Here is a 21,633-nt window from a genome sequence, read left to right as displayed (position 1 = left end):
TGACCGCCCGGAGCCGGGAACGGTCGGCCCCGGGCTCCAAGCCCAACCAACGACAAGCTCAACCCCAGCGAACCGGAATCTCCGCCGGCGGCTCGCCCTCACCGGCCCAGAAGATGGTGCCGGACGCGTCGACCACCACCACCCGGGGCGTACGCGCCAACCCCCAGCCGATCGCCTCCGTCGGGTCGTCCCAGCTCGGGCCCTCCTCCAGCACCCCGGTCTCGGCACCCGCGTCGTCACCGGCGGATCGTTCCCAGTAGGCCGTCCAGACCTGCTGCCCGGCGGAGAGGTCAGGGTGCACGAAGACGGTGCCCCGCCCCCGCCAGGCGGCGAGCCGGTCGGGGACCACCGGCACCGGCCGCTCCCCGGTGACCGCCTCGATGTCGGCCACGTCGAAGGCGTGCGGCAGCAGTTCGGCCATCCGCAGCGGCCCGCCCTTGGCCTCGACGAGGCACTCCGGCCCGCCCTGCTCCCACAGCAGTTGCCGGCAGCGCCCGCACGGCATCAGCGGTTCGCCGGTGGCGTCGACGCAGGACAGCGCCACGATCCGACCGCCGCCGGTGGCGTGCAACGAGGAGACCACCCCGCACTCGGCGCAGAGCACCACACCGTACGCGGCGTTCTCCACGTTGCAGCCGACCACGACCCGGCCGTCGTCGACCAGCGCCGCCGCCCCGACCGGAAAGTTCGAGTACGGCACGTACGCGTGTCGCATCACCTCGGTGGCCGCGGCCCGCAGCCGCTCCCAGTCGATCTCCATGGTCTGCCTCCTGGGTCAGCCCTTGATGTACGGCTTGCCGTCGGCGGCCGGAGCCCGTACCCGACCGACCAGCCCGGCCACGGCCAGGATCGTCGCCAGGTAGGGCAGCATGGCCAGGAACTGACCGGGGATGATGCTGTTGATCGCACCCAGGTAGGTGGCCAACTGGTCGGCGAAGCCGAAGAAGAGCGCGGCGAGCAGCGCGCCGGTCGGGCTCCACCGGCCGAAGATCAGCGCGGCCAGGGCAATGAAGCCCTTACCGCCGATCATGTTCTTGGTGAACGAGAAGAGCGCCAGCGTGTAGGAGGCGCCACCGATACCGGCCACCGCGCCGGCCATGATCACGTTGCGGTAGCGCAGGCCGAGCACCTTCACACCCAGGGTGTCCGCCGCCGTCGGGTGCTCACCGACCGACCGGGTCCGCAGCCCCCACCGGGTACGGAACAGCGCGATGTGGATCACGAGCACCAGCAGCAGGGCCAGGTAGAGGAAGATGTTGCCCCGGAACAGCGCCGGACCGAGCACCGGGATGTCCGACAACAGCGGGATCTCCCAGTTGCTGAAGCGCGGCGCGCTGTTGTACTTGGCGGCGTCGGTCTGCATCAGCCGCTCGTAGAGGAAGCCGGTGATGCCGACCGCCAGCAGGTTCAGCACGATGCCCATGACCACCTGGTCGACCAGGTACCGGATGCTGAACACGGCCAGCAGCAGCGAGATGAACGACCCGCCGACGGCGGCGGCGAGCAGGCCGACCCAGACGCTGCCGGAGATGCTGCCGAACAACGCGCCGCTGAACGCGCCCATCAGCAGCTGCCCCTCGATCGCCACGTTCACCACGCCGGAGCGCTCGCAGAGCACCCCGGCGAGGGAACCGAAGATCAGCGGCAGGGCGAGCAGGAAGGTGCCCCGCACGATGTTGACCAGCGGCATGAAGTTCTGCCCGGTCGGCGCGGCGGAGACCTGCCAGCACAGGAAGGAGAACACGAAGGCGATCAGACCGACGGCGAGCACCGGGACGAACCAGCGCTTCGGCAGACCGGCGAACATCGCCCCACCGGCGGCCAGCGCGATCACGCCGAAGAGGACCGCACCGACCGTACCGTTGATCTCCAGCGCGGCACCGGCGGCGTCCTCACTGAGCGTGAAGCGGGCCTGCTCGCCGGTGGCGAGCACACCGAACAGCACGGTGGCCAGCAGCCCGAGCGCCAGCAGCACCAGGCCGACCTTGCGGGTACGGGTCCAGAAGCCCTCGTCGACCGGCGCGACCGCGACGTCGGGAACAGCCGTGGTGGACATGCCTCACCAGCCCTTCGCGAGGCTCGTCTGCAACCGGGCGGCCCGTGCGGCCCGGAGCTGGAAGATCGCCTTCACCAGGGCCGGCGCGGCGATGAAGATGACGATCAGGGCCTGGAGCACGGTGACCAGCTCCAGCGAGATCCCCGAGTACGACTGCATCCGGTTGCCGCCCGCCTGCAACGCGCCGAACAGCAGCGCGGCCAGCGCCACCCCCCACGGTTTCACCCGGCCGAGCAGGGCGACCAGGATGCCGTCGAAGCCGATCTGGGCGACCACCAGGGGGGTCAGCGCGGCGGCGGTGGTGCCGAGCACCATCTGCGAGCCACCGAGACCGGCCAGCGCCCCGGCGAAAACCATGATCAGCACGTACGTGCGGGTGACGCTCATGCCCGCGGTGCGGGCGGCGTCCGGGTTGGCGCCCACCGCCCGCAGCTCGAAGCCGAGCGTCGAGCGGTTGAGCAGCCAGGCGACCGCCCAGGTGGCCAGGACGGCCAGCACGATGCCGGTGTGCGCCCGCAGCGGCTCGCCGAAGATCCGGGGAAGTTGGGCGGAGCTGTCCACGGCCCGGCTGATCGCGTCGGTGCGGTTCGGGTCCTGCACCCCGTTCTGCACGATCAGCCAGGTGAGGAAGTAGACCGCGATGTAGTTGAGCATGATCGTGTTGATCACCTCGTGGGCGCCGGTCCGCGCCTTGAGGATGCCCGGGATGAAGCCCCAGATGGCGCCGCCGAGCGCACCGGCCAAGACCGCGACCAGCAGGTGCAGTCCGGGCGGCAGCGGCAGCAGGAAGCCGGCCAGCGCGGCCAGGATGACGCCCATCGTCGCCTGTCCCTGCGCGCCGATGTTGAACAGGCCGCCACGGAAGGCCAGCGCCACCGACAGGCCGGTGAAGACCAGCGGAGCGGTGTAGGTGAGGGTCTCCGAGATCGGGCTGAGCGCCGCGTCGGCGTTGGTCGCGGCCGGATCGAAGATCGAGCCCTTGAACAGGTTCGCGTACGCCTCGCTGACCAGCGTCCAACTGGCGTTGATCGCGTCCGACGGGCGGGCGGTGATGTAGCTGTAGGTGGCCAGCACGTCCGGATCAGAAATGATCATCAGTACGGCGCCCACGAGCATCGCCAGCACCAGCGAAAGCAGGGTCACCGTGAAGGTGTTGGCGGCCCAGAGGTTCTCCAGGAACAGCCGCCCCAGCGTGGGGTGCGGTTCCGGTTCACCGGGTGTGTTGGCCGGCTCGGCGCGTTCGGTGTTGCCGAGCGCGCTCCGGGCGGCCTGGTCCTCACTCGCCGGTTCCTTGTCCGGGGAACTCGGCTGGGAATTGCGCTCGCTCATGCCTTCTTGTCCTCGCTACCCTCAGGGGCAGGTGCCACGCCATCGGTGGTGGCCGTGACGTCCCGGTCGGTGATCGCCTGGGTGCCGGCGTCGGATGACACGTCCGCGTCGGCGGTGGCCGCCACGTCCGGGTCGGTGGTCGCCGTCGGCACGGTCCCGTCGTCCGGGGAGCCGCCCGTGGCGTCCGGGGTGATGCCGGCCATCAGCAGGCCGATCTCCTCACGGGGGGTGTCCGGGCCGACCACGCCGATGATCCGCCCGCGGTACATCACCGCGACCCGGTCGGCCAGCCCGATGACCTCGTCCAACTCGCTGGAGACCACCAGCACGGCGGTGCCGATGTCCCGCTCGTGGATGACCCGGCTGTGGATGAACTCGATCGAGCCGACATCCACCCCCCGGGTCGGTTGGGCGGCGATGAAGAGCTTCAGCGGCCGGGAGAGCTCCCGGGCCACGATCACCTTCTGCTGGTTGCCGCCGGAGAGGGTGCCGACCGGCGCGTCGGCCGACGAGGTCCGTACGTCGAACTGCTCGATCCGTTCCGCCGCCGACCTGCCGATCTCGTCCGGTCGCAGCGACAGGCCGCGACCGAAGGGCGGCCGGTCGTACATGTCCAGCACCAGGTTCTCGGCGACGCTGAACTCCTTGACCAGCCCGTCGACGCTGCGGTCCTCCGGCACGTAGCCGACGCCCGCCCGGAGCACCTTCTTGGTCGACCAGCCGTCGATCCGCTGCCCGTCCAGGGTGACCGTGCCGGCGAGCACCGGCCGCAACCCCATGATCGCTTCGATCAGATCGGTCTGGCCGTTGCCCTGCACGCCCGCGACGCCGAGCACCTCGCCCGCGCGTACCGTCAGGTCGACGCCGTCCACCGCGCGAACCTGACGGTCGTCGTCGACGACCAGGCCGGCGATCTCCAGGACCGGCTCGCCCGGGGTCGCCGGGGCCTTGTCCACGGTGAGCCGGACGGTGCGGCCGACCATCAACGCGGCCAGTTCGTCCCGGCTGGCCTCCGGCGAGGCCGTGCCCACGGTCTTTCCGCGCCTGATCACGGTGATCCGGTCAGCGATCGCCTTGACCTCGCCGAGCTTGTGGGTGATGAAGACGATCGACTTGCCGGCGGCCTTGAGCGACCGCATCACCGCGAGCAGTTCCTCGGTCTCCTGCGGGGTGAGCACCGCCGTCGGCTCGTCCAGGATGAGCAGGTCCACGTCGCGGGTGAGCGCCTTGACGATCTCCACCCGCTGCTGGACGCCGACCGGCAGGTCCTCGATCACCGCGTCCGGGTCGACCCGCAGGTTGTACCGCTCGGAGACCTCGGCGACCTCGCGTCGGGCGCGACGCCGGTCCAGGAAGCCGGCGATGCCGCCGCGCACCTGCTCGGCACCGAGCATGATGTTCTCGGTGACGGTGAAAACGGGCACGAGCATGAAGTGTTGGTGCACCATGCCGATGCCGGCGGCGATCGCGTCCGAGGGGCCGCGCAGCTTCAACGGCTCGCCGTCGACCAGGATCTCGCCCTCGTCGGGCTGGTAGAGCCCGTAGAGCACGTTCATCAGGGTCGACTTGCCGGCGCCGTTCTCGCCGAGCAGGGCATGGATCTCTCCAGGCTCCACCGTGAGGTCGATGTGGTCGTTGGCGACCAGATCACCGAACCGCTTGGTGATGCCGCGCAGTTCGAGTCTCAGCGCAACCTCCTGGAGTGCGAAGCGATGGTGCAGCGTAGCTGCTGACGAGCGGCACGGCGTCGGCCGAACCGGTGGCGCGGATCGGCCGCTGCGGCACTGCGGGTGAACCCCGCGCCCCAGCGGCCGGAACGTTGTGTGGCTCTGCTCGTCGGCCGCCCCCGGTGATCGTCTCACCGGGGACGGCCGACCCGGGTCACTTCGGCTGGGCGGCCGAGGTGACCGTGACGGTGCCGGCGGCGATGTCCGCCTTCAGCTTGTCGACCTCGGCCTTCAGCTCGGCCGGAACCTTGCTGTCGAAGTCGTGGTACGGGGCCAGCGAGACGCCCTCGTTGGCCAGCGTGCCGACGAAGCCCTCCTCGGCGTTGAGCTTCTCGCCGCCAGCGGCCTTGAGGACGGCGTCCTTGACCGCACCCGGGATGTTCTTCACCACGGTGGTGATGATCGCCGGGCAGTCCGGGGTGCTCTCGCAGCCGTCGACGTCCACCCAGATGGTGTTGTACTTGCCACCCGAGGCCTTGGCCGCACCGGTGGTGCCGAGGCCGGCGCCGCCGGCGACCGGCATGATGATGTCCGCACCCTGGGCGACCAGCGCGTCGCTGACCTTCTTGCCCTCGTCCTGCTTGACGAAGTCGTTGGTGAAGGAGCCGTTCTGGGTCTCCTTGTTCCAACCGAGGGCCTGGACGCTCGCGCTCTTGGCCTCGTTGTAGTAGGCCACGCCGTCGACGAAGCCGTCCATGAAGATGGTCACCGGCGGGATCTTCATGCCGCCGTAGGTCGCCACCTTGCCGCTCTCGCTCATCCCGGCGGCGACGTACCCGGCCAGGAAGCCGGCCTGGGCGGTGTCGAACTCCATCGGGTAGACGTTGGCCACGCCCGGGTTGGCGTCGACGATGCCGAACTGCTGGTCCGGGTTCGCCTCGGCGATCTTCTTGGTGGCGTCCTGCATCAGCCCACCGACGGCCAGGATGAAGTCGCAGTCCTGGTTGACGTACTGGGTGAGGTTCGGCTCGTAGTCCGCCTCAGCCTTGGACGCGACGTACTTGATGTCGATGTTGCTGTTCTCCGCCTTGGCCTCTTCTAGGCCCTTCCAGGCGGAGGCGTTGAACGACTTGTCGTCGATGCCGCCGACGTCAGTGACCATGCAGGCGGTGTACTTCTCGCCTGAACCGGCGTTGTTGTCCTCATCCGGAGCCTCGCCACAGGCGGCGGCGCTCAGTACGAGCCCACCCGCCGCGATGATCGAGGCGATCCGCATCCCACGCACCGAGCGCAAGACGTCTCCTTCCCATTGCACACCGCGGGTTACGCGGTGGCAGCCCTTGAACCGGCCTGCGCCTTGCCGCCGGCGTCCCACGTTACGGGAGGAGAGCGTACGCCCACGCCCACCTGCCGACCGACAATCGTGCAGGACTGTTGGAGGCCTGTTACCCCTACGTAATGCTTGGGTGGGCCCCGTCACTCAGGGTGCCGGTAGACAGGTGGGCGTGTGCCGTAAAAGCGAGTTTTCTCCGTCGGCGCAGTGGGCCGCCCCGCTACCGCCAGAAGACCGCCACAGCCGCGTTGACCAGGGTGAGTCCCACGATGGCGAGGAAGTGCCCCCGGTTGACCTCAGTGCGCTTACGGGAGAAGAAGACCATGACGAAGATCAGCAGAGCGATCACCAGCTTCGTCACAAGCTTCCCCGGCGCCGGCTCGTCGCCGTCGCGCAGCGGCGCGCTCAGCCCGATGCCGCTCAGCACCTGGATCACGGCCCCCCAGAGCATGGCGGCGTTGACCCGGAGCTTGCCGGTGAGGTATTGGGCGATCGCACCACCGAGCAGCAGCGCGAACCCGATCAGATGGACGTAGAGGAGGATGAGTCGAAGTGCTTCCACCCGACCCATCCTGCCCTATCAACGACGTTTTGTAGTAGAGGCGCCCCCGGAAATCCGGGCTGCTCCCGGCACCGGCGACCGGCCGATCACGCCCGGTCAGCCCTTGGTGCCTCCGGCGGTCAGCCCGGAGACCAGGTGCCGCTGAGCGATCATGAACACCACACCGGCCGGCACGGTCACCAGGACCGCCGCCGCCGTCAGGTACTCCCACTGCGGGTTGAACTGCGGCACGAACTGCTGGAGCCCGTACGCCAGGGTGAACGTGTCGTCGGTCTGGATGAACGCCGACGCGTACATCACCTCGCCCCAGGCGGTGAGGAAGGTGTAGAAGGCGGTGACCGCGATGGCCGGTCGGGCCAGTGGCAACACCACCCGCCAGAAGATCGCGAACGGACCGCAGCCGTCCAGCGCCGCCGCCTCGTCCAGCGAGGTGGGGATGGAGTCGAAGTAGCCCTTGAGCATCCAGGCGCAGAACGGCACCGCGATGGTCAGGTACGCGATGACCAGAGCCGGCAACGTGTTGATCAGACCGAGCCGGGCCATGATCGTGTAGATCGGCACGATCAGGATGGCCGCCGGGAACATCTGGGTGATCAGGAAGGTCATCATCAACGGCCGACGCCCGGGGAAGTTGAACCGGGACACCGCGTATCCGGTGGTGGCCGAGAAGAAGATGCCGATCAGCATCGTGAACGCCGCCACGATCACCGAGTTCAGCAGCCACCTCGGGAAGTTCGTGTCGAACAGCACGTAGCTGTAGTTGGCCAGGGTCGGGTCCTTGACCAGGGTCAGCTCGCTGCTCTGCACCGCGTACCCGGGTTTGAACGAGGCCAGCAGCACCCAGACGATCGGGCCGAGCGCGATCAGCGAGGCGATGACCAGCGTGCCGTGCAGCAGCAGGGATTTCACCGGGCTGCGCCGGCTGCGGCCGGGCCGGTTGCCGACCTTCGCCGGGGCGGCCGGAACCGCCGCTGCGGGAGTGGTCAGTTGGCTCATGTCACCACACCTCGCCTTGCTTGCGCAGCGCCCGCCGGTAGAACAGCGAGAACACCAGCAGGATCGACAGGATCAGCACGCCGTACGTGGACGCGAGCGAGTAGTTGCGGATGCCCTCGAACGCCGCCCGGAAGGCACCGGTCACCAGGATCTCGGTCTCGCCCGCCGGCTGCCCCTCGGTCACCAGGAAGATGATCGGGAACATGTTGAACGTCCAGATCGTGCCGAGCAGGATCACCGTCATGCTGACCGGGCGCAGTCCCGGCAGGGTGATGTTGCGGAACCGCTGCCACGCGGAGGCACCGTCGATCTCGGCGGCCTCGTACAACTCGCCGGGAATCGTCTGCATCCCGCCCAGCAGGGCGACCATCATGAACGGCACGCCGAGCCAGATGTTGGTGATGATCGCGGTGAGCAGCGACGTCCACTGGTTGGCGAACCAGTCGACCGAGTCGATGCCGAGCGAGGTGAGCAGCGAGTTCGCCAGGCCGAAGCGCTCGTTGAAGATGAACTTCCAGGCGAAGGCGCTGACGAAGGCCGGTACCGCCCAGGGCAGGACCAGCAGCACCCGGTAGAGACCGCGACCCCGCATCGGACGGTTGAGCATCACGGCCAGGCCGAGGCCCAGACCGTAGTGGAACACGACGCACCCGAGAGTCCAGATCAGCGTGATGCCGGTCCACTGCCAGAAGTCGCCGACATTGCCGCTGAGCACGTTGATGTAGTTGTCGAGACCGACGAACTCCCACCGGTTGGGGTTCTCGGCACAGACCTCGCCACCGGTGATCGACCTGGTGCAGATCTCTGCGGCCTGGTTGGCCTCGGTGAGGTTGGTGAGGGAGATCCAGATCCCCCGGACCAGCGGGTAGAAGATCAGGACTGCCAGGACGATGACGACGGGCAGCACCATCGCCCAGGCGTACCAGTGTTGCTCCCAGCTGCGGCGCAGCCGGGAGGGACGAGCGGATCGGCCGGGCGGCGGCGAGGGGGGCGCCGGTTCGGCTGTCACGGTGGTCATCAGCTGCGCTCCATGAGGGGAGGTCCGGCAGGGCCGGTGACCGGTGCCGGTCACGCGACCCTGCCGGGTGCCGAGAGATCCGGCTGAGGTCAGTTCTCGTAGGAGGGAACGACCTCGGCCTTGTACTTCTTCGCGACGGTGTCCAGCGCGGCCTTCGGGTCCTTGTTCTGGATCAGGACCTCGGTGGCCATCTGGTCGAGCGGGCCGAAGAACTGACCGGCCTCGGGGATCCACGGACGACCGACGCCGGCCTCGACCACCGGCTGGAAGGCGGCGACGGTGGGGTTGTTCTTCACCGCGTCGAGGTCGTACGCCGAGCTGCGGGTCGGCAGCAGGCCGAGCTTCTCGGACAGGAACGCCTGCGACTCGGCGGAGCTCATGAACTTGACGAACGCGACGGCGGCGTCGACCTTCTCCTGCGGCATGCCGGACCAGATCACGTAGTTGTGGCCGCCGACCGGACCACCGGCGCGGGTCGAGCCGCCCGGCACCGGCGCAATGCCCAGGTTCTCCAGGCCGCCGAAGTCCGGTGCCTGCTGGACGTTGTTGACCTCCCACGGCCCGTTGATGATCATGGCGACCTTCTTCTCCTTGAAGAGGGTCATCATGGTGCCGTAGGCGTCGTTGGCGGACGGCTTGGCAGCCGCCCCGCTGTCGATCAGGTCCTTGGCGATCGCCAGCCCGGCCGCGTTCTGCTCCGAGTTGATGATGATCTTCTTGTTCGCGGCGTCGACCAGGTCGCCGCCCTCGCCGTACATGAAGGGCAGCAGGAAGTAGCCGGCCGGGTTGAGGTAGAGCCCCTCGGCGTCGGTCTTGTCCTTGATGGTCTTCGCCGCCGTCTTCAGCTCGGCCCAGGTCTTCGGCGGCTCGCTGATGCCGGCCCGGTTCAGCAGTTCCTTGTTGTACATCAGCGCGAGGCTGTCGGTGACCTGAGGAACGCCGTAGGTCTTGCCGTCGAACTTGTTGGAGGCGAGCGGGGTCTCCAGGAAGTCGGACTCGTCGGCGAGCAGCTCGGAGCCGTCCAGCGCGTACAGGTGACCCAGCGAGGCGAACTCGGGCACCCAGGCGACCTCGGCCCGCAGGATGTCCGGGGCACCGGTCTTGGCCTGCGCGGCGGTCTTGAACTTGTTCTGCGCCTCACCGAACGGGACCGACTGGTAGTTGATCTTGACGTTCGGGTAGGTCTGGTTGAACTTGGCGATCAGCTCCTGGAACGCCGGGCCCTCGTTCTTCGGGTCCGAGGTGTCCCACCAGGTCAGTTCTGCGGTGAGGGAGGCGGGGTCGACCGCCGGCTGCCCCTCGGCCGCCTTCTCCTCGCCGCCGCACGCGGCGACGGAAAGGGCGAGAGTGGCAGAGGCGAGTACGGCGATCCCCCTGGCTGTGCGGCGCATGTTCGCTCCTAGGTTGCCTGCCGGGTAACGGCGGGACAGTAGCAAGAACTTTCGAAACTAGAAACCCCTTGCGAACACCGCTGCAACAACCGTGCCCCATCCGCAACTCCGGTTACCGACAAGTGGCCGCCGTCGGGGCATTTCGCCCACAGAATCCGGTGACCGAACTCGCCGTATCGGTCACCATCAGCGCAGCATGTGCGGACCGAACGTGCCCTAACGGCACGGCTGCCGCGCTGGCGAGGCGTGCCCTCGACACACCCTGCCGGGTCCTGCAACTTCTTGCTGGCCACTGCGCAAGAAGATGGTGGTGAGCTACAGTGCCGCCATGCGCGCTCGCCTGTCCGACATCGCCCAGCAGGCCGACGTCAGTGAGGCCACGGTGTCGCGGGTGCTCAACGACCGCCCCGGCGTGGCCCCCGAGACCCGGCAGGCCGTCCTGACCGCCCTCGACGTGCTCGGCTACGAGCGCCCCGCCCGACTGCGCAAGCGCAGCGCCGGGTTGGTCGGTCTGGTGGTTCCGGAGCTGGACAACCCGATCTTCCCGGCGTTCGCCCAGATCATCGAGTCGGCGCTGGCCCCCACCGGCTACACCCCGGTGCTGTGCACCCAGACCCCCGGCGGCGTACGCGAGGACGAGTACGTCGAGATGCTGTTGGACCGACAGGTGTCCGGCATCGTCTTCGTCTCCGGCCTGCACGCCGACACCGCCGCCGACCACGACCGGTACCGCACCCTGCTCGCCCGCCCGCTGCCGATCGTGATGATCAACGGGTACGCGCCGGGCCTGCCCGCGCCCTTCGTCTCCTGCGACGACCGGGAGGCCGCCGAACTGGCGGTGGCCCACCTGGTGGCTCTGGGCCACCGCCGGATCGGTCTGATCACCGGACCGGACCGCTTCGTGCCGGTGCAGCGCAAGGTCAGCGGATACAAGTCGGCGATGGAACGTCTCGCGGGTGTGGACGAACCCGAGTTGGCCGAGCTGACCGAGCTGTCGCTGTTCGGCGTCGAAGGCGGGGAGGCGGCGGCGGCCCGGTTGATCGAGCGCGGCGCCACCGGCATCGTCTGCGGCTCCGACCTGATGGCCCTCGGTGCCATCCGGGCCGCCCGACAGCGGGGCATGTCGGTGCCGGAGGACCTCTCGGTGGTCGGCTACGACGACTCACCGCTGATGGCCTTCACCGACCCGCCCCTGACCACCATGCGCCAGCCGGTGGCCGCCATGGCGATCGCCGCGGTGCGGGCCCTGGTCGACGAGATCAACGGCCATGGCGCCCCACACTCGGAGTACCTGTTCCGGCCGGAACTGGTGGTGCGGGGGTCGACGGCGGTGGCCCGGCAGGACGGTACGCCGAGCGGTCCCAGCCGGCAGCGGCCGGCCCCGCCGGCGATCGCGGTCCCGGCGTAGCCCGCCCGAAGCAGCACCGGCCCGACTGGGCCAGAGGACGGCTCCTGTGGCGCATCTTGCGCAAGAAATGCTTGACTCTTGCAGAGTTGGCCCGGCATCCTTCTCAGACACCCGTGCGTCCCCACCTCACCAGCGCCGGGTTGCCGCCGTCCCGCGACAGCAGAAACGGGGAACACCCGATGACCGTCAGCACCCCCTCGCCGCTGACCTCCGACGCCGACTGGTGGCGGTCCGCCGTCGTCTACCAGGTCTACGTCCGCAGCTTCGCCGACTCCGACGGCGACGGCATCGGCGACCTCCAGGGCATCCGGGCACGCCTGCCGTACCTGCGTGACCTCGGTGTCGACGCGCTCTGGCTGACCCCCTTCTACACCTCGCCCATGGTCGACGGCGGTTACGACGTCGCCGACTACCGCGACGTGGACCCGATGTTCGGCAACCTCGCCGACTTCGAGGCGATGATCACCGACGCCCACGCGCTCGGCCTGCGGATCATCGTCGACATCGTGCCGAACCACACCTCCGACAAGCACCCGTGGTTCACTGCGGCACTGGCCGCCGCCCCCGGCTCACCGGAGCGGGCGCGCTACCTCTTCGCCGACGGCAAGGGCGACGACGGCGAACTGCCCCCCAACGACTGGGAGAGCATCTTCGGCGGCCCGGCCTGGACCCGGGTTGCCGACGGTCAGTGGTACCTGCACCTGTTCGACCCGGCCCAGCCCGACCTGAACTGGCGACACCCCGAGGTACGCGCCGAGTTCGAGGACATCCTGCGCTTCTGGTTGGACCGTGGCGTCGACGGATTCCGGATCGACGTGGCCCACGGCATGATCAAGGCCGAAGGGTTGCCGGACGTCGGATTCAGCTCGATGACCACCGGCCGACGCCAGTCCGAACTGCTCGGCAAGGGTCGGCTGCCCTACTTCGACCAGGACGAGGTGCACGAGATCTACCGCGCCTGGCGACCCATCCTGGACAGCTACCCGGGTGGTCGGATGGCCGTCGCCGAGGCGTGGGCCGAGACCCCGCAGCGACTGGCCCGCTACATCGGCCCGGACGAGCTGCACCAGGCTTTCAGCTTCGACTTCCTCGACGCCACCTGGTCGGCGGACTCGTTCCGCAAAGTGATCGACACGGCGCTCGCCGAGTCGACGATCGTCGGCGCACCGACCACCTGGGTGCTGTCCAACCACGACCGGCAACGGCACGTCACCCGCTACGGCGACGGGGAGATCGGGCTGCGCCGGGCCCGGGCCGCCGCGCTGCTGATGCTCGCCCTGCCCGGCTGCGCCTACCTCTACCAGGGTGAGGAACTGGGCCTGCCCGAGGTGCTGGACCTGCCCGACGAGCTGCGCCAGGACCCGGCCTTCCTGCGTACCGGTGAGAGCCGGGACGGCTGCCGGGTGCCGATCCCGTGGAGCGGCGAACTGGCGCCGTACGGCTTCGGCCCGGCCGGTAGCGAGCTGAGCTGGCTGCCCGCTCCGGCGACCTGGCGTGACCTGTCGGTGGCCGCGCAGACCGGCACACCCGGCTCCACCCTGGAGCTGTACCGCGCGGCGCTGCGGATCCGCGGCCAGCACCCGGCGTTGGCCGGTGTCGGCGGCATCACCTGGTTGGAGACCGGTCCGGGAGTGCTCGCCTTCGAGCGCCGGGCCGACGAGACCGTGTTGACCTGCGTGGTGAACATCAGCGACGCGCCGGTGGCGATCGACGGGTACGGCACTCCCCTCGTCGCCAGCGCGACGCTGACCGAACGCGACGGTGGGCACCTGCTGCCGGTGGACGCGGCGGTGTGGTTCGAGCGGTCCTGAACGGGTACAAACCCATCGACTCGGCCGTCCGGCGTGCTACGCGCCGCCGGGCGGCTGAGCAAGACCCCTGTGGTGGGGGGTGCGACGGTGGCCGGTGCCCGGGGCGATCCCCCGGGCACCGGCCACTCTGTGTCGTCGAGTCACGGCGGCGACCGGTGGTCAGCTCGGTTCGTGCTGGGCGAGCACCCGGCTGAGCAAATTGTTCAGTGTCTGCCGCTCGGTCGCCGACAGCGTCTTGAGCAGTTCGTCCTGCACCTGGTCGAGCACCCCGTCGATGCGGTGCAGTTGCCGCAGACCGGCTTCGGTGAGGGTCACCCGGTTGCGCCGTCCGTGTTCCGGGTCCGGTATCCGGTCGACGAAGCCCAGCTCGACCAGTTCGTTGACGGCCGCGACGACGTCGCTGCGGTCGATGCGGCAGCGGCGGCCGAGCAACGCCTGGCTTGACGGCCCGAACTCGTGCAAGGCGGCCAGGATGCGGTAGTGGTAGCCGCGCGCTCCCGCTGCCGCGAAGCCGTCGGACACCAGCCGGCGGGTGTGCACGGCAAGCTGGGTGATCAGCCAACTCGGCTTCACCGTCAAGCGCTGGGGAACGTCATCCATGACACCCACCCTAATGTGTTGGCCTCTCCAACATTTGCCGCTATGTTGGTTTCACCAATGTTGGAGTCACCATCAAGGAGGGCTCTGGTGTCCACCGCCACCCTGACCACTGACCGCATCGAGATCGCCGAGCTGTTCGCCCGGCTGGCCAACCTGCTGGACGACGGCCGCTACGACGACGTCCACACCGTTTACCACCCCGACGTCGTGGTGCACTCCCCGCTAGGCGGCCAGCTGCACGGTCTCGACGAGGTGGCCTCCTACCTGAAGCGCAGCCAGGTTGCCGGCGAGCAAACCCTGCATGTGCACGGCGACGTCCTCGTGCACGTCAACGGCGAGCAGGCCGAGGCGAGCGCCAACCAGCTCGTCTACCGCTACCGGGATGGCGCGCCACCGCACCAGACCAGTGGCGTACGCGTGGCCTGCACCGCCGTGCGTACCTCGGCGGGCTGGCGAATCAGCCAGCTGCGCATCACCCTCGCCTGGACGCACGAACAGTGACCTGATCGGGCGCGCGCCGGGTGGTCCTCACTCGGTCGCGCCGGGCAGGCGGGCGGCCACGCGGCGGAAGCCCGCGCGTAGCTCGGCCTCGCTCGGCGCAAGTAGCGGCTCCGCCGGGTGGTCGGGTTCGGTCAGTTCCTCGTCGACGACGTCCTCGACGTCGCCGTACAGGTCGGCCTGGTCGATCCGGGCTGCCTCGGCGGCGGCGGACTGCGCGGCGGTGATCTCGCTGCGGATCTGCTCCACCGAAACCGCCGGCACCAGCGGCTCCACCACCGCCATGAACTGTTCCTCGGCCACCACCGCCTCGGCCAACGCCAACGCGTGTGGTCGCTCGTACGGGCCGCAGACCACCGCCTCCCACTCGTCGATGTCGTCGAGCGGACCGAACGTGATGATCCACGGTAGGTCCAGCATCGGCGAGTCGTCCGGCAGGTCCAGCGTCACAAGTGCCCCCACGGGCCCATCATGGTGGTTTCCCGCCCGACCCGGGTGCGACTTCCCCGCGCATCCCACCGTCGAGGTGCCCTGCCGACGGCCCAGAAGCGCGGGCCTGCTCTCAGCTCGGCCGTGCCGCGTCGAGGGCCGCCCGGACCAGGGACAGCGCCCGGTCCGTCGGAACACCCAACCGAGTCGCCTCGGTCGCGTACCCGGCGGCCAGCCGCTGCAACCGGTCCACCGCGTCATCGCGGCCGGGCGCGACGAAGGTGCCGTGCCGACCACGGGTCTCCAGCAGACCCGCCGCCTCCAACTCGCGGTACGCGCGAGCCACCGTGTTCACCGCCAAGCCCAGGTCGGCGGCGAACTGCCGGACGGTGGGCAGTTTCGCGCCCACCGGCAGTCGACCATCCCCGATTAGCTCCGCGAGCTGCCCGCGCACCTGCTCGTACGGCGGCACCGACGAACCCGGGTCGATCGAGATCTGCACGCCTGTCCCTCCCACCGCGTCAACCCGCCCCACCCGGCGCACCCGGATCGGCGTCCACGTCGACCTCGGTCGGCCGGGGACGGACCGCCAAGTCCACCGTCCGGCCGTGCCGGCTCGTCGCCGCCAGCGCGGCACCGAACAGCACCAGTTGGTTGAGCAGGTAAAGGTAGACCAGCAGCCCGACGGCGGTCGCCACCACCGTGTACGCCGGGTTGTGCTCGACCCGACCCACCCAGAAACGACCGACGGTGTTGAGCAGGGTAATGCCGACCGCGACGATCAGCACCACCGGCCGCAGCCGGGACCGGCTCATCCGCACCCGGGGCACCGCGACCAGCAACAGCGTGGCCAACACCGCGTTGACCAGCACGCTGAGCACCGCGCTGACCGTGGTGAGCGCGAACGAACCGGTGCTGCGCAGCAGGAACCGCAGCAACGACTCCAGGGCGTCCACGGCCGCCACCGAGAGACCGAGCAGCACGAAGACGACCACCAGCACACCCAGGTCGACCAGGCGGCGCACCACCAGGTTGCCCGGATGCTGGTTGAGCCCGTGGATCAGCCGCTGCGAGGACCGGATCGCCTCCACCCACCCGATCCCGGTCAACACCAGGATCAACAGGCCGACCAGCCCGACGGTGCCGCTGCTGTCGGCGACCTGGGCCGGATCGAGGAACGGCAGATTCTCGCCGAGGAACTCCTCCGCCGCCGCGCTCACCTCGTCGTTGTCCTCCAGGATCGCGCCGAAGATCGCGTACGCGACCAGGGCCAGCGCGAAGACCGCGAAGAAGCCGTAGTAGGCGATGGCGGCAGCCAGTCGACCGCCCTGCAGATCGGTGTAGAGCACCCCGGCACGCCACAGGTGGCTGAAGGCCGGGGAGCGGCGACGCACGGCGGTCAGCCGACGGTCGACGGCCGCCTCGACCCGACCCAGAACGTTCACGTCGTCATCCTCGCCGATCCGTCGTCGCGTGTCAGAGGTACCCGACACCGCCGACGGCGACGCTCAGCCGCCCAGTCGGAAGTCGCGGCGCGGTTGCCAGCGGGTCTGTCCGCTGTGCGAGAAGAGCGTGAAGTGATCCACTTCGAACATCGCGGAGAAGTCCGCCAGGTCCTCGTACACCTGGTCCAGCGCCTCCGGCGCGACATCCTGGGCGACCGTGACGTGTGGATGGTAGGGGAACCGAAGCTCCCGGCGTAGCTGCGGAGCGGCGTTGATGGCGGCGGCGAGCAGCTCGCACTCGCTGATGCCGGCGGCGACCGTGACGAAGACCACCTGGGTCACCGGCCGGAACGTGCCGGTACCCCGCAGGTGCAGGGTGAACGGCAGGTGCTCGGCGGCGACCCGGACGAGGTGCCGTTCCACGGCCGGCAACGCGCTCACCGGAATCTCGGTCGGCCCGAGCAGGGTGACGTGAGCCGGCACCGTGTTCTGGTCACCGGCCTCCAGCCGACGCCGGGTCAGCAGGCTGCCCCACGGCTCCGGGATGTCGACCGCGATGCCGATCTGGACGCTGTCGCCGGCCACCGGTGCTCCGGGCCCCTGATCCACGCTCCGCGCCACCCCTTCGGCCATCGACGCCTGCCCACACCGCCGCCCTCGACCGAGCGGTCACTCACCACGTACCGGAGGGAAGAAGCCCACCCGCTCGTACGCGGTACGCAGCGTCGGCGCCGCCACCGCGCGGGCCTTCTCCGCACCGGCCGCGAGGAGCTTGTCCAACTGGGCGGGATCGTCGAGGTACGAGCGGGTGCGCTGCTGGATCGGGCTGACGAACTCCCGGACCACCTCGGCGAGGTCCTTCTTCAGGTCGCCGTAACCCTTGCCGACGTACGCCACGACCAGGTCGTCGATGCCCCGCCCGCTCAACGCCGAGTAGATGGTGAGCAGGTTGGAGATCCCCGGCTTGGTCGCCTCGTCGAAGACGATCTCCCGACCGGTGTCGGTCACCGCCGACCGGATCTTCTTCGCCGAACGCGCCGGATCCTCCAGCAGGTCGACGATGCCGGCCGGCGACGAGGACGACTTCGACATCTTCGCGGTCGGATCCTGCAAGTCGGTGATCTTCGCGGTGGCCTTCACGATGTGCGGCTCCGGCACGGTGAAGGTCCGACCGAACAGCGAGTTGAACCGCTGCGCCAGGTCCCGGGAAAGCTCCAGGTGCTGCCGCTGGTCCTCACCGACCGGTACCGCGTTGGCCTGGTAGAGCAGGATGTCGGCGGCCTGCAGGATCGGGTAGGTGAACAGGCCGACGCTGGACCGCTCGTTGCCCTGCTTCTGCGACTTGTCCTTGAACTGGGTCATCCGGCTGGCCTCGCCGAACCCGGTCAGGCAGCCGAGCACCCACGCCAACTGGGTGTGCTCCGGCACCTGGGACTGCACGAACAGGGTGCAACGCTCCGGGTCCAGCCCGACCGCGAGCAACTGCGCGGCGGCCACCCGGGAACGCTGGACCAGCACCTTCGGATCGTGCCCGGCGGTGATGGCGTGCAGGTCCACCACGCAGTAGAAGGCGTCGTGCGACTCCTGCAACGCCACCCAGTGCCGCACCGCGCCGAGATAGTTGCCGAGATGGAACGAGTCGGCTGTCGGCTGGATACCGGAGAAGACGCGGGGGCGGGCCGGAACGTCGGACATGCCGACAATTCTGTCAGCTACGCCCGGCGTACGTCATGACGGGCCGGCGGGTCGGCTCCGGTCCGCCGCCGCCACCGGCTCACGGCGCTGTTCGGGCAGCCGCGCGACGGTGACCGCGAGGCGGGCCACCCGCCGGCCTTCCAGGGTCAACACCCGCAGCAGCCAGCCACCGGCCGGTGCCCCCACCGGCTCCGGACCGACCGGGATCTCGTCGCCCGGCGCCGGCAGCCGCCCCAGCGCGGCCATCACGAACCCGCCCACCGTCTCGTACGGCCCGGTCGGCAGAGAGACACCGGTGCGGTCGGCGAAGTCGGCCAGGTTGAGCCGACCGTCCACCACCGCCGGCAACCCGGTGTACGCGGGCTCGGGCGCCTCCGCGTACTCGTCGTGGATCTCGCCGACCAACTCCTCGATGAGGTCCTCGCAGGTGACGATGCCGGCGGTGCCGCCGTACTCGTCGACCACCACCGCCAGGTGATGCCCCTCCCGGCGCATCTCGGTCAACGCGGCCAGCACCCGCTTGCTCGCCGGCAGGCGCTTGACCTCGCGGGCCAACTGCCCGACCGTGGTGCCCGGCTCCCGGTCCGGATTGAGCACCAGGTCACGCAGATGCACGACGCCGACCACGTCGTCGTGGGTGCCGTCGACCACCGGATAGCGGGTGTGCGGTCCCGCCCGCACCAACGGTTCCGCCTCGGCGATGGTCAGCGCCGCGGAGAGGAAGACCACCTCGGTACGGGGCATCATCACCTCGCGTACTAGGCTCGCACCGGCGGCCAACACGTCGTCGATGATGCGTTGCCCCACCGGATCGAGGACGGTGTTGGCGGCGACCAGGTCGCGCAGTTCCGCCTCACTGATCCGCTCCCGACCGGCGGCCGGTCCCGCGCCGAGCAGATGGGTGACGAGCCGCACGGCACCGTCGGCGACCCGGACCACGACCCGGGCCACCGCTCGGGCCACCGGTCCCGGCTGACGGCGGTGCAGGTCGTGGCCACGCCGCCGGGGTGTGCGCCGACGCGAGGCCCGCATGCAGTGATGGTAGCCAGCCACGCCCCGTAGGGTGACCACCACGAGGCCGCGTCCGCACCGGCCAGGTAGGAGGAAGCGACGTGAAACTGCTCGTCACCGGCGGGGCCGGTTTCATCGGCAGCGTGGTGACCCGGATGCTGCTCGACGCCGGGCACGAGGTGGTCGTGCTGGACGACCTGCGCACCGGTCACCGGGTCGCGCTGGCTCCCGAGGCCACCCACGTCGAGGTCGGCATCCACGACGCGGCCAAGGTGCTCACCCCACAGGCCGGCTTCGACGGGGTGCTGCACTTCGCCGCCCTGATCGCCGCCGGCGAGTCGATGGTCGCCCCCGAACGGTACTGGCACAACAACACCGTCGGGACCCTGGCGCTGATCGACGCGGTGCGTGCCGCGGGCGTGCCCCGGCTGGTCTTCTCCTCCACCGCCGCCGTCTACGGCAACCCCACCGAGCTGCCCATCCCGGAGACCGCCGTCAAGGCACCCACCAACACGTACGGAGCGACCAAGCTCGCCGCCGACATGGCGCTCACCTCGGAGTCGATCGGTCACGGTCTGGCCGCCGTCTCGCTGCGCTACTTCAACGTCGCCGGTGCCCACCTCGACGGTGACGTCGCCCTCGGTGAACGGCACGACCCGGAAACCCACCTCATCCCGATCGCGTTGGAGGTGGCCGCCGGTCGGCGGGACAAGCTGCAACTCTTCGGCGACGACTACCCCACCGTCGACGGCACCTGCGTCCGGGACTACATCCACGTCTCCGACCTCGCCCAGGCCCACCTGCTGGCCCTCGACGCGGCGACCGCCGGACAGCACCGCATCTACAACCTCGGCAACGGCAACGGTTTCACCAACCGGCAGGTGGTCGAGGTCGTCCGCGAGGTCACCGGGCAGCCGGTACCGGTCGAGATGGCCCCCCGCCGCGACGGCGATCCGGCCGAACTGGTCGCCTCCTCCGACCTGGCCCGTGCCGAGCTGGGATGGCAGCCGCGCAAGCCCACCCTGCACGACATGGTCACCGACGCCTGGGCGTTCTACCGGGCCGAGATCCTGGACCGTCGATGACCGCGCGCCGCGACGAGGTGGCCGAGCGCGCCACCGCCTGCTTCCAGCACGCGTACGGTGAGGCACCCGCCGGCCGCTGGGCGGCTCCCGGCCGGGTCAACCTGATCGGCGAGCACACCGACTACAACGACGGGTTCGTGCTGCCCTTCGCGCTACCGCTGCGGACCGTCGTGGCGGCCACCGTGCAGCAGCCCGGACGCTGGAGGGTCTACTCCGAGCTGACCGGCGAGACGGTCAGCTTCGGCGTCGACGAGGTGACCAACCCCGGCCGGGTGGCCGGCTGGGCGGCGTACGTCGCCGGGGTGGTGTGGGCGTTGCGGGAGGCGGGTCACCCGGTGCCCGGCGTCTCGCTGGCCGTCGCCTCCGACGTGCCGCTCGGTGCCGGGCTCTCCTCCTCCGCCGCGCTGGAGGCCGCGGTGCTCGCCGCGCTGGTCGACCTGGGCGGGCTGACGCTGCCCGCCGAGGGGCAGCCTCGGCTGGCCCAGCGCGCCGAGAACCACTACGTCGGCGCGCCCACCGGCATCATGGACCAGTCGGCGGTGATCCGCTGCCGCGGCGGGCACGCGCTCTTCCTCGACTGCCGCACCGAACAGGTCGAACACATCCCCTTCGACCTCGACAGCGCCGGCCTCGCCATGTTGGTGATCGACAGTCGTGCCCCGCACCGGCACGCCGACGGTGAGTACGCGGCCCGCCGCGCCAGCTGCGAGAAGGCAGCCGCCCTGCTCGGCGTGCCCGCCCTGCGGGACGTGCCGGCCGCCGGTCTCGACGACGCGTTGGCCCGGCTGCCCGACGACGAAATCCGCCGCCGGGTCCGCCACGTGGTCACCGAGAACCAGCGGGTACTCGACACCGTCGCGCTGCTGCGCGGCGGGCAGGTCCGGCAGATCGGGCCGCTGCTCACCGCCTCGCACGCCTGCATGCGCGACGACTTCGCCATCACCGTCCCCGAGGTGGACACCGCCGTCGAGGCGGCGCTGGCCGCCGGGGCACTGGGTGCCCGGATGACCGGCGGCGGCTTCGGCGGCTGTGTGCTGGCCCTGGTCGAGGCAGACCAGTCCGACCGGGTGAGCGAGGCCGTCACCGCCGCCTACGCCACCCGCGCCTTCACCCCACCCACCGTCACCACCGTCACCCCCGCCCCCGGCGCCACCCGGCTGGCCTGACCCTCGACCCGTCGATCAAGAAGTTTTGGTGGGGGTCGCGCGCGCTCCCCCCCCAAAACGCATGATGCACCCCGGGGTTGGGGGGGCGGCCGGGGCGTGGGGGGGGGGGGGGTGGGGATCGAGCCCCCACCGC

General features: G+C 69.8%; 21 protein-coding genes. 5 read left to right on the top strand and 16 right to left on the bottom strand.

The features are described 5' to 3' along the window. Positions 1 to 58 precede the first annotated feature (58 nt). The 9 genes from ACLQ2S_RS14000 to ACLQ2S_RS13960 form a co-directional block, all read right to left on the bottom strand. Positions 59 to 760, bottom strand: a complete 702-nt coding sequence (locus ACLQ2S_RS14000) for a cytidine deaminase (protein WP_155215175.1) — start codon at positions 758 to 760, stop codon at positions 59 to 61. 15 nt (positions 761 to 775) lie between these two features. Then, positions 776 to 2,056: an ABC transporter permease gene (locus ACLQ2S_RS13995; RefSeq protein ID WP_425701819.1), complete on the bottom strand. Its 1,281-nt coding sequence runs from the start codon at positions 2,054 to 2,056 to the stop codon at positions 776 to 778. Between the two features lie 3 nt (positions 2,057 to 2,059). Then, a complete protein-coding gene (locus ACLQ2S_RS13990; protein WP_155215177.1) occupies positions 2,060 to 3,385 on the bottom strand; it encodes an ABC transporter permease in 1,326 nt (441 codons plus the stop codon). After that, complete coding sequence (locus ACLQ2S_RS13985; protein ID WP_425701818.1) at positions 3,382 to 5,247, bottom strand: ABC transporter ATP-binding protein; 1,866 nt, start codon at positions 5,245 to 5,247, stop codon at positions 3,382 to 3,384. Before ACLQ2S_RS13985 ends, ACLQ2S_RS13990 begins: the two co-directional genes overlap by 4 nt. 19 nt (positions 5,248 to 5,266) lie before the next feature. Continuing rightward, positions 5,267 to 6,328: a BMP family lipoprotein gene (locus tag ACLQ2S_RS13980; RefSeq protein ID WP_155215393.1), complete on the bottom strand. Its 1,062-nt coding sequence runs from the start codon at positions 6,326 to 6,328 to the stop codon at positions 5,267 to 5,269. A gap of 277 nt (positions 6,329 to 6,605) precedes the next feature. Further along, positions 6,606 to 6,947, bottom strand: a complete 342-nt coding sequence (locus tag ACLQ2S_RS13975; protein WP_309222711.1) for a hypothetical protein — start codon at positions 6,945 to 6,947, stop codon at positions 6,606 to 6,608. 96 nt (positions 6,948 to 7,043) lie between these two features. After that, entirely contained in the window at positions 7,044 to 7,943 is a 900-nt protein-coding gene (locus tag ACLQ2S_RS13970) for a sugar ABC transporter permease (RefSeq protein WP_155215179.1), read from the bottom strand. 1 nt (position 7,944) lies between these two features. Next, positions 7,945 to 8,961, bottom strand: a complete 1,017-nt coding sequence (locus ACLQ2S_RS13965; RefSeq protein ID WP_155215180.1) for a carbohydrate ABC transporter permease — start codon at positions 8,959 to 8,961, stop codon at positions 7,945 to 7,947. Between the two features lie 89 nt (positions 8,962 to 9,050). Next, positions 9,051 to 10,352 carry an extracellular solute-binding protein gene (locus tag ACLQ2S_RS13960; RefSeq protein WP_155215181.1) on the bottom strand — a complete coding sequence of 434 codons (1,302 nt, stop codon included), beginning with the start codon at positions 10,350 to 10,352 and terminating at the stop codon, positions 9,051 to 9,053. Positions 10,353 to 10,680: 328 nt separating this feature from the next. Between ACLQ2S_RS13960 and ACLQ2S_RS13955 the strand changes: the two genes are divergently transcribed. Beyond that, the gene (locus tag ACLQ2S_RS13955) at positions 10,681 to 11,760 is read left to right on the top strand and encodes a LacI family DNA-binding transcriptional regulator (protein ID WP_155215182.1); all 1,080 of its coding nucleotides are present in this window, start codon (positions 10,681 to 10,683) and stop codon (positions 11,758 to 11,760) included. 179 nt (positions 11,761 to 11,939) lie between these two features. Further along, on the top strand, positions 11,940 to 13,571 hold the full coding sequence (locus ACLQ2S_RS13950; protein ID WP_155215183.1) for a glycoside hydrolase family 13 protein: 1,632 nt from the start codon (positions 11,940 to 11,942) through the stop codon (positions 13,569 to 13,571). A 159-nt stretch (positions 13,572 to 13,730) separates the two neighbouring features. Here ACLQ2S_RS13950 and ACLQ2S_RS13945 read toward each other — a convergent pair whose 3' ends face one another. Further along, positions 13,731 to 14,171 (bottom strand): MarR family winged helix-turn-helix transcriptional regulator, encoded by a 441-nt coding sequence (locus ACLQ2S_RS13945; RefSeq protein WP_425701817.1) that lies wholly within the window; start codon positions 14,169 to 14,171, stop codon positions 13,731 to 13,733. Between the two features lie 87 nt (positions 14,172 to 14,258). On the opposite strand from ACLQ2S_RS13945, the gene ACLQ2S_RS13940 reads away from it, so the two are divergent. Further along, on the top strand, positions 14,259 to 14,672 hold the full coding sequence (locus tag ACLQ2S_RS13940) for a nuclear transport factor 2 family protein (protein WP_425701816.1): 414 nt from the start codon (positions 14,259 to 14,261) through the stop codon (positions 14,670 to 14,672). Positions 14,673 to 14,699: 27 nt separating this feature from the next. On the opposite strand, the gene ACLQ2S_RS13935 is transcribed toward ACLQ2S_RS13940, so the two are convergent. The 6 genes from ACLQ2S_RS13935 to ACLQ2S_RS13910 form a co-directional block, all read right to left on the bottom strand. Then, complete coding sequence (locus tag ACLQ2S_RS13935) at positions 14,700 to 15,131, bottom strand: hypothetical protein (RefSeq protein ID WP_309222713.1); 432 nt, start codon at positions 15,129 to 15,131, stop codon at positions 14,700 to 14,702. Positions 15,132 to 15,231: 100 nt separating this feature from the next. Continuing rightward, entirely contained in the window at positions 15,232 to 15,600 is a 369-nt protein-coding gene (locus ACLQ2S_RS13930; RefSeq protein ID WP_309222714.1) for a GntR family transcriptional regulator, read from the bottom strand. 19 nt (positions 15,601 to 15,619) lie between these two features. Next, positions 15,620 to 16,543 carry a YhjD/YihY/BrkB family envelope integrity protein gene (locus ACLQ2S_RS13925; protein ID WP_309222715.1) on the bottom strand — a complete coding sequence of 308 codons (924 nt, stop codon included), beginning with the start codon at positions 16,541 to 16,543 and terminating at the stop codon, positions 15,620 to 15,622. 63 nt (positions 16,544 to 16,606) lie between these two features. Beyond that, positions 16,607 to 17,176 (bottom strand): 2'-5' RNA ligase family protein, encoded by a 570-nt coding sequence (locus tag ACLQ2S_RS13920; RefSeq protein WP_155215185.1) that lies wholly within the window; start codon positions 17,174 to 17,176, stop codon positions 16,607 to 16,609. Between the two features lie 36 nt (positions 17,177 to 17,212). Further along, positions 17,213 to 18,238: a tryptophan--tRNA ligase gene (gene trpS, locus ACLQ2S_RS13915; RefSeq protein ID WP_155215186.1), complete on the bottom strand. Its 1,026-nt coding sequence runs from the start codon at positions 18,236 to 18,238 to the stop codon at positions 17,213 to 17,215. Positions 18,239 to 18,271: 33 nt separating this feature from the next. Further along, entirely contained in the window at positions 18,272 to 19,270 is a 999-nt protein-coding gene (locus ACLQ2S_RS13910) for a hemolysin family protein (protein ID WP_155215187.1), read from the bottom strand. An 80-nt stretch (positions 19,271 to 19,350) separates the two neighbouring features. Here ACLQ2S_RS13910 and galE point away from each other — a divergent pair, with 80 nt between their 5' ends. Both galE and galK read left to right on the top strand, forming a co-directional pair. After that, the gene (gene galE / locus ACLQ2S_RS13905; RefSeq protein ID WP_309222716.1) at positions 19,351 to 20,334 is read left to right on the top strand and encodes a UDP-glucose 4-epimerase GalE; all 984 of its coding nucleotides are present in this window, start codon (positions 19,351 to 19,353) and stop codon (positions 20,332 to 20,334) included. Beyond that, on the top strand, positions 20,331 to 21,500 hold the full coding sequence (gene galK, locus ACLQ2S_RS13900) for a galactokinase (RefSeq protein WP_155215188.1): 1,170 nt from the start codon (positions 20,331 to 20,333) through the stop codon (positions 21,498 to 21,500). Before galE ends, galK begins: the two co-directional genes overlap by 4 nt. Positions 21,501 to 21,633 lie beyond the last annotated feature (133 nt).

Source organism: Micromonospora sp. DT48, from assembly GCF_049844495.1.
In the GTDB taxonomy this organism is placed as follows: Bacteria; Actinomycetota; Actinomycetes; order Mycobacteriales; family Micromonosporaceae; genus Micromonospora.
The sequence above is the reverse complement of the archived record's forward strand: the minus strand, read 5'-3'. Positions and strand labels throughout refer to the sequence as shown.

Bases quoted from the DNA above. Each gene is read 5' to 3' on its own strand.
- ACLQ2S_RS14000 (WP_155215175.1), bottom strand. From the start codon at position 760: ATGGAGATCGACTGGGAGCGGCTGCGGGCCGCGGCCACCGAGGTGATG.
- ACLQ2S_RS13995 (WP_425701819.1), bottom strand. From the start codon at position 2,056: ATGTCCACCACGGCTGTTCCCGACGTCGCGGTCGCGCCGGTCGACGAG.
- ACLQ2S_RS13965 (WP_155215180.1), bottom strand. From the start codon at position 8,961: ATGACCACCGTGACAGCCGAACCGGCGCCCCCCTCGCCGCCGCCCGGC.
- ACLQ2S_RS13970 (WP_155215179.1), bottom strand. From the start codon at position 7,943: ATGAGCCAACTGACCACTCCCGCAGCGGCGGTTCCGGCCGCCCCGGCG.
- galK (WP_155215188.1), top strand. From the start codon at position 20,331: ATGACCGCGCGCCGCGACGAGGTGGCCGAGCGCGCCACCGCCTGCTTC.
- ACLQ2S_RS13920 (WP_155215185.1), bottom strand. From the start codon at position 17,176: ATGGCCGAAGGGGTGGCGCGGAGCGTGGATCAGGGGCCCGGAGCACCG.
- ACLQ2S_RS13955 (WP_155215182.1), top strand. From the start codon at position 10,681: ATGCGCGCTCGCCTGTCCGACATCGCCCAGCAGGCCGACGTCAGTGAG.
- ACLQ2S_RS13960 (WP_155215181.1), bottom strand. From the start codon at position 10,352: ATGCGCCGCACAGCCAGGGGGATCGCCGTACTCGCCTCTGCCACTCTC.
- ACLQ2S_RS13980 (WP_155215393.1), bottom strand. From the start codon at position 6,328: ATGCGGATCGCCTCGATCATCGCGGCGGGTGGGCTCGTACTGAGCGCC.
- trpS (WP_155215186.1), bottom strand. From the start codon at position 18,238: ATGTCCGACGTTCCGGCCCGCCCCCGCGTCTTCTCCGGTATCCAGCCG.
- ACLQ2S_RS13910 (WP_155215187.1), bottom strand. From the start codon at position 19,270: ATGCGGGCCTCGCGTCGGCGCACACCCCGGCGGCGTGGCCACGACCTG.
- ACLQ2S_RS13950 (WP_155215183.1), top strand. From the start codon at position 11,940: ATGACCGTCAGCACCCCCTCGCCGCTGACCTCCGACGCCGACTGGTGG.
- ACLQ2S_RS13990 (WP_155215177.1), bottom strand. From the start codon at position 3,385: ATGAGCGAGCGCAATTCCCAGCCGAGTTCCCCGGACAAGGAACCGGCG.
- ACLQ2S_RS13945 (WP_425701817.1), bottom strand. From the start codon at position 14,171: ATGGATGACGTTCCCCAGCGCTTGACGGTGAAGCCGAGTTGGCTGATC.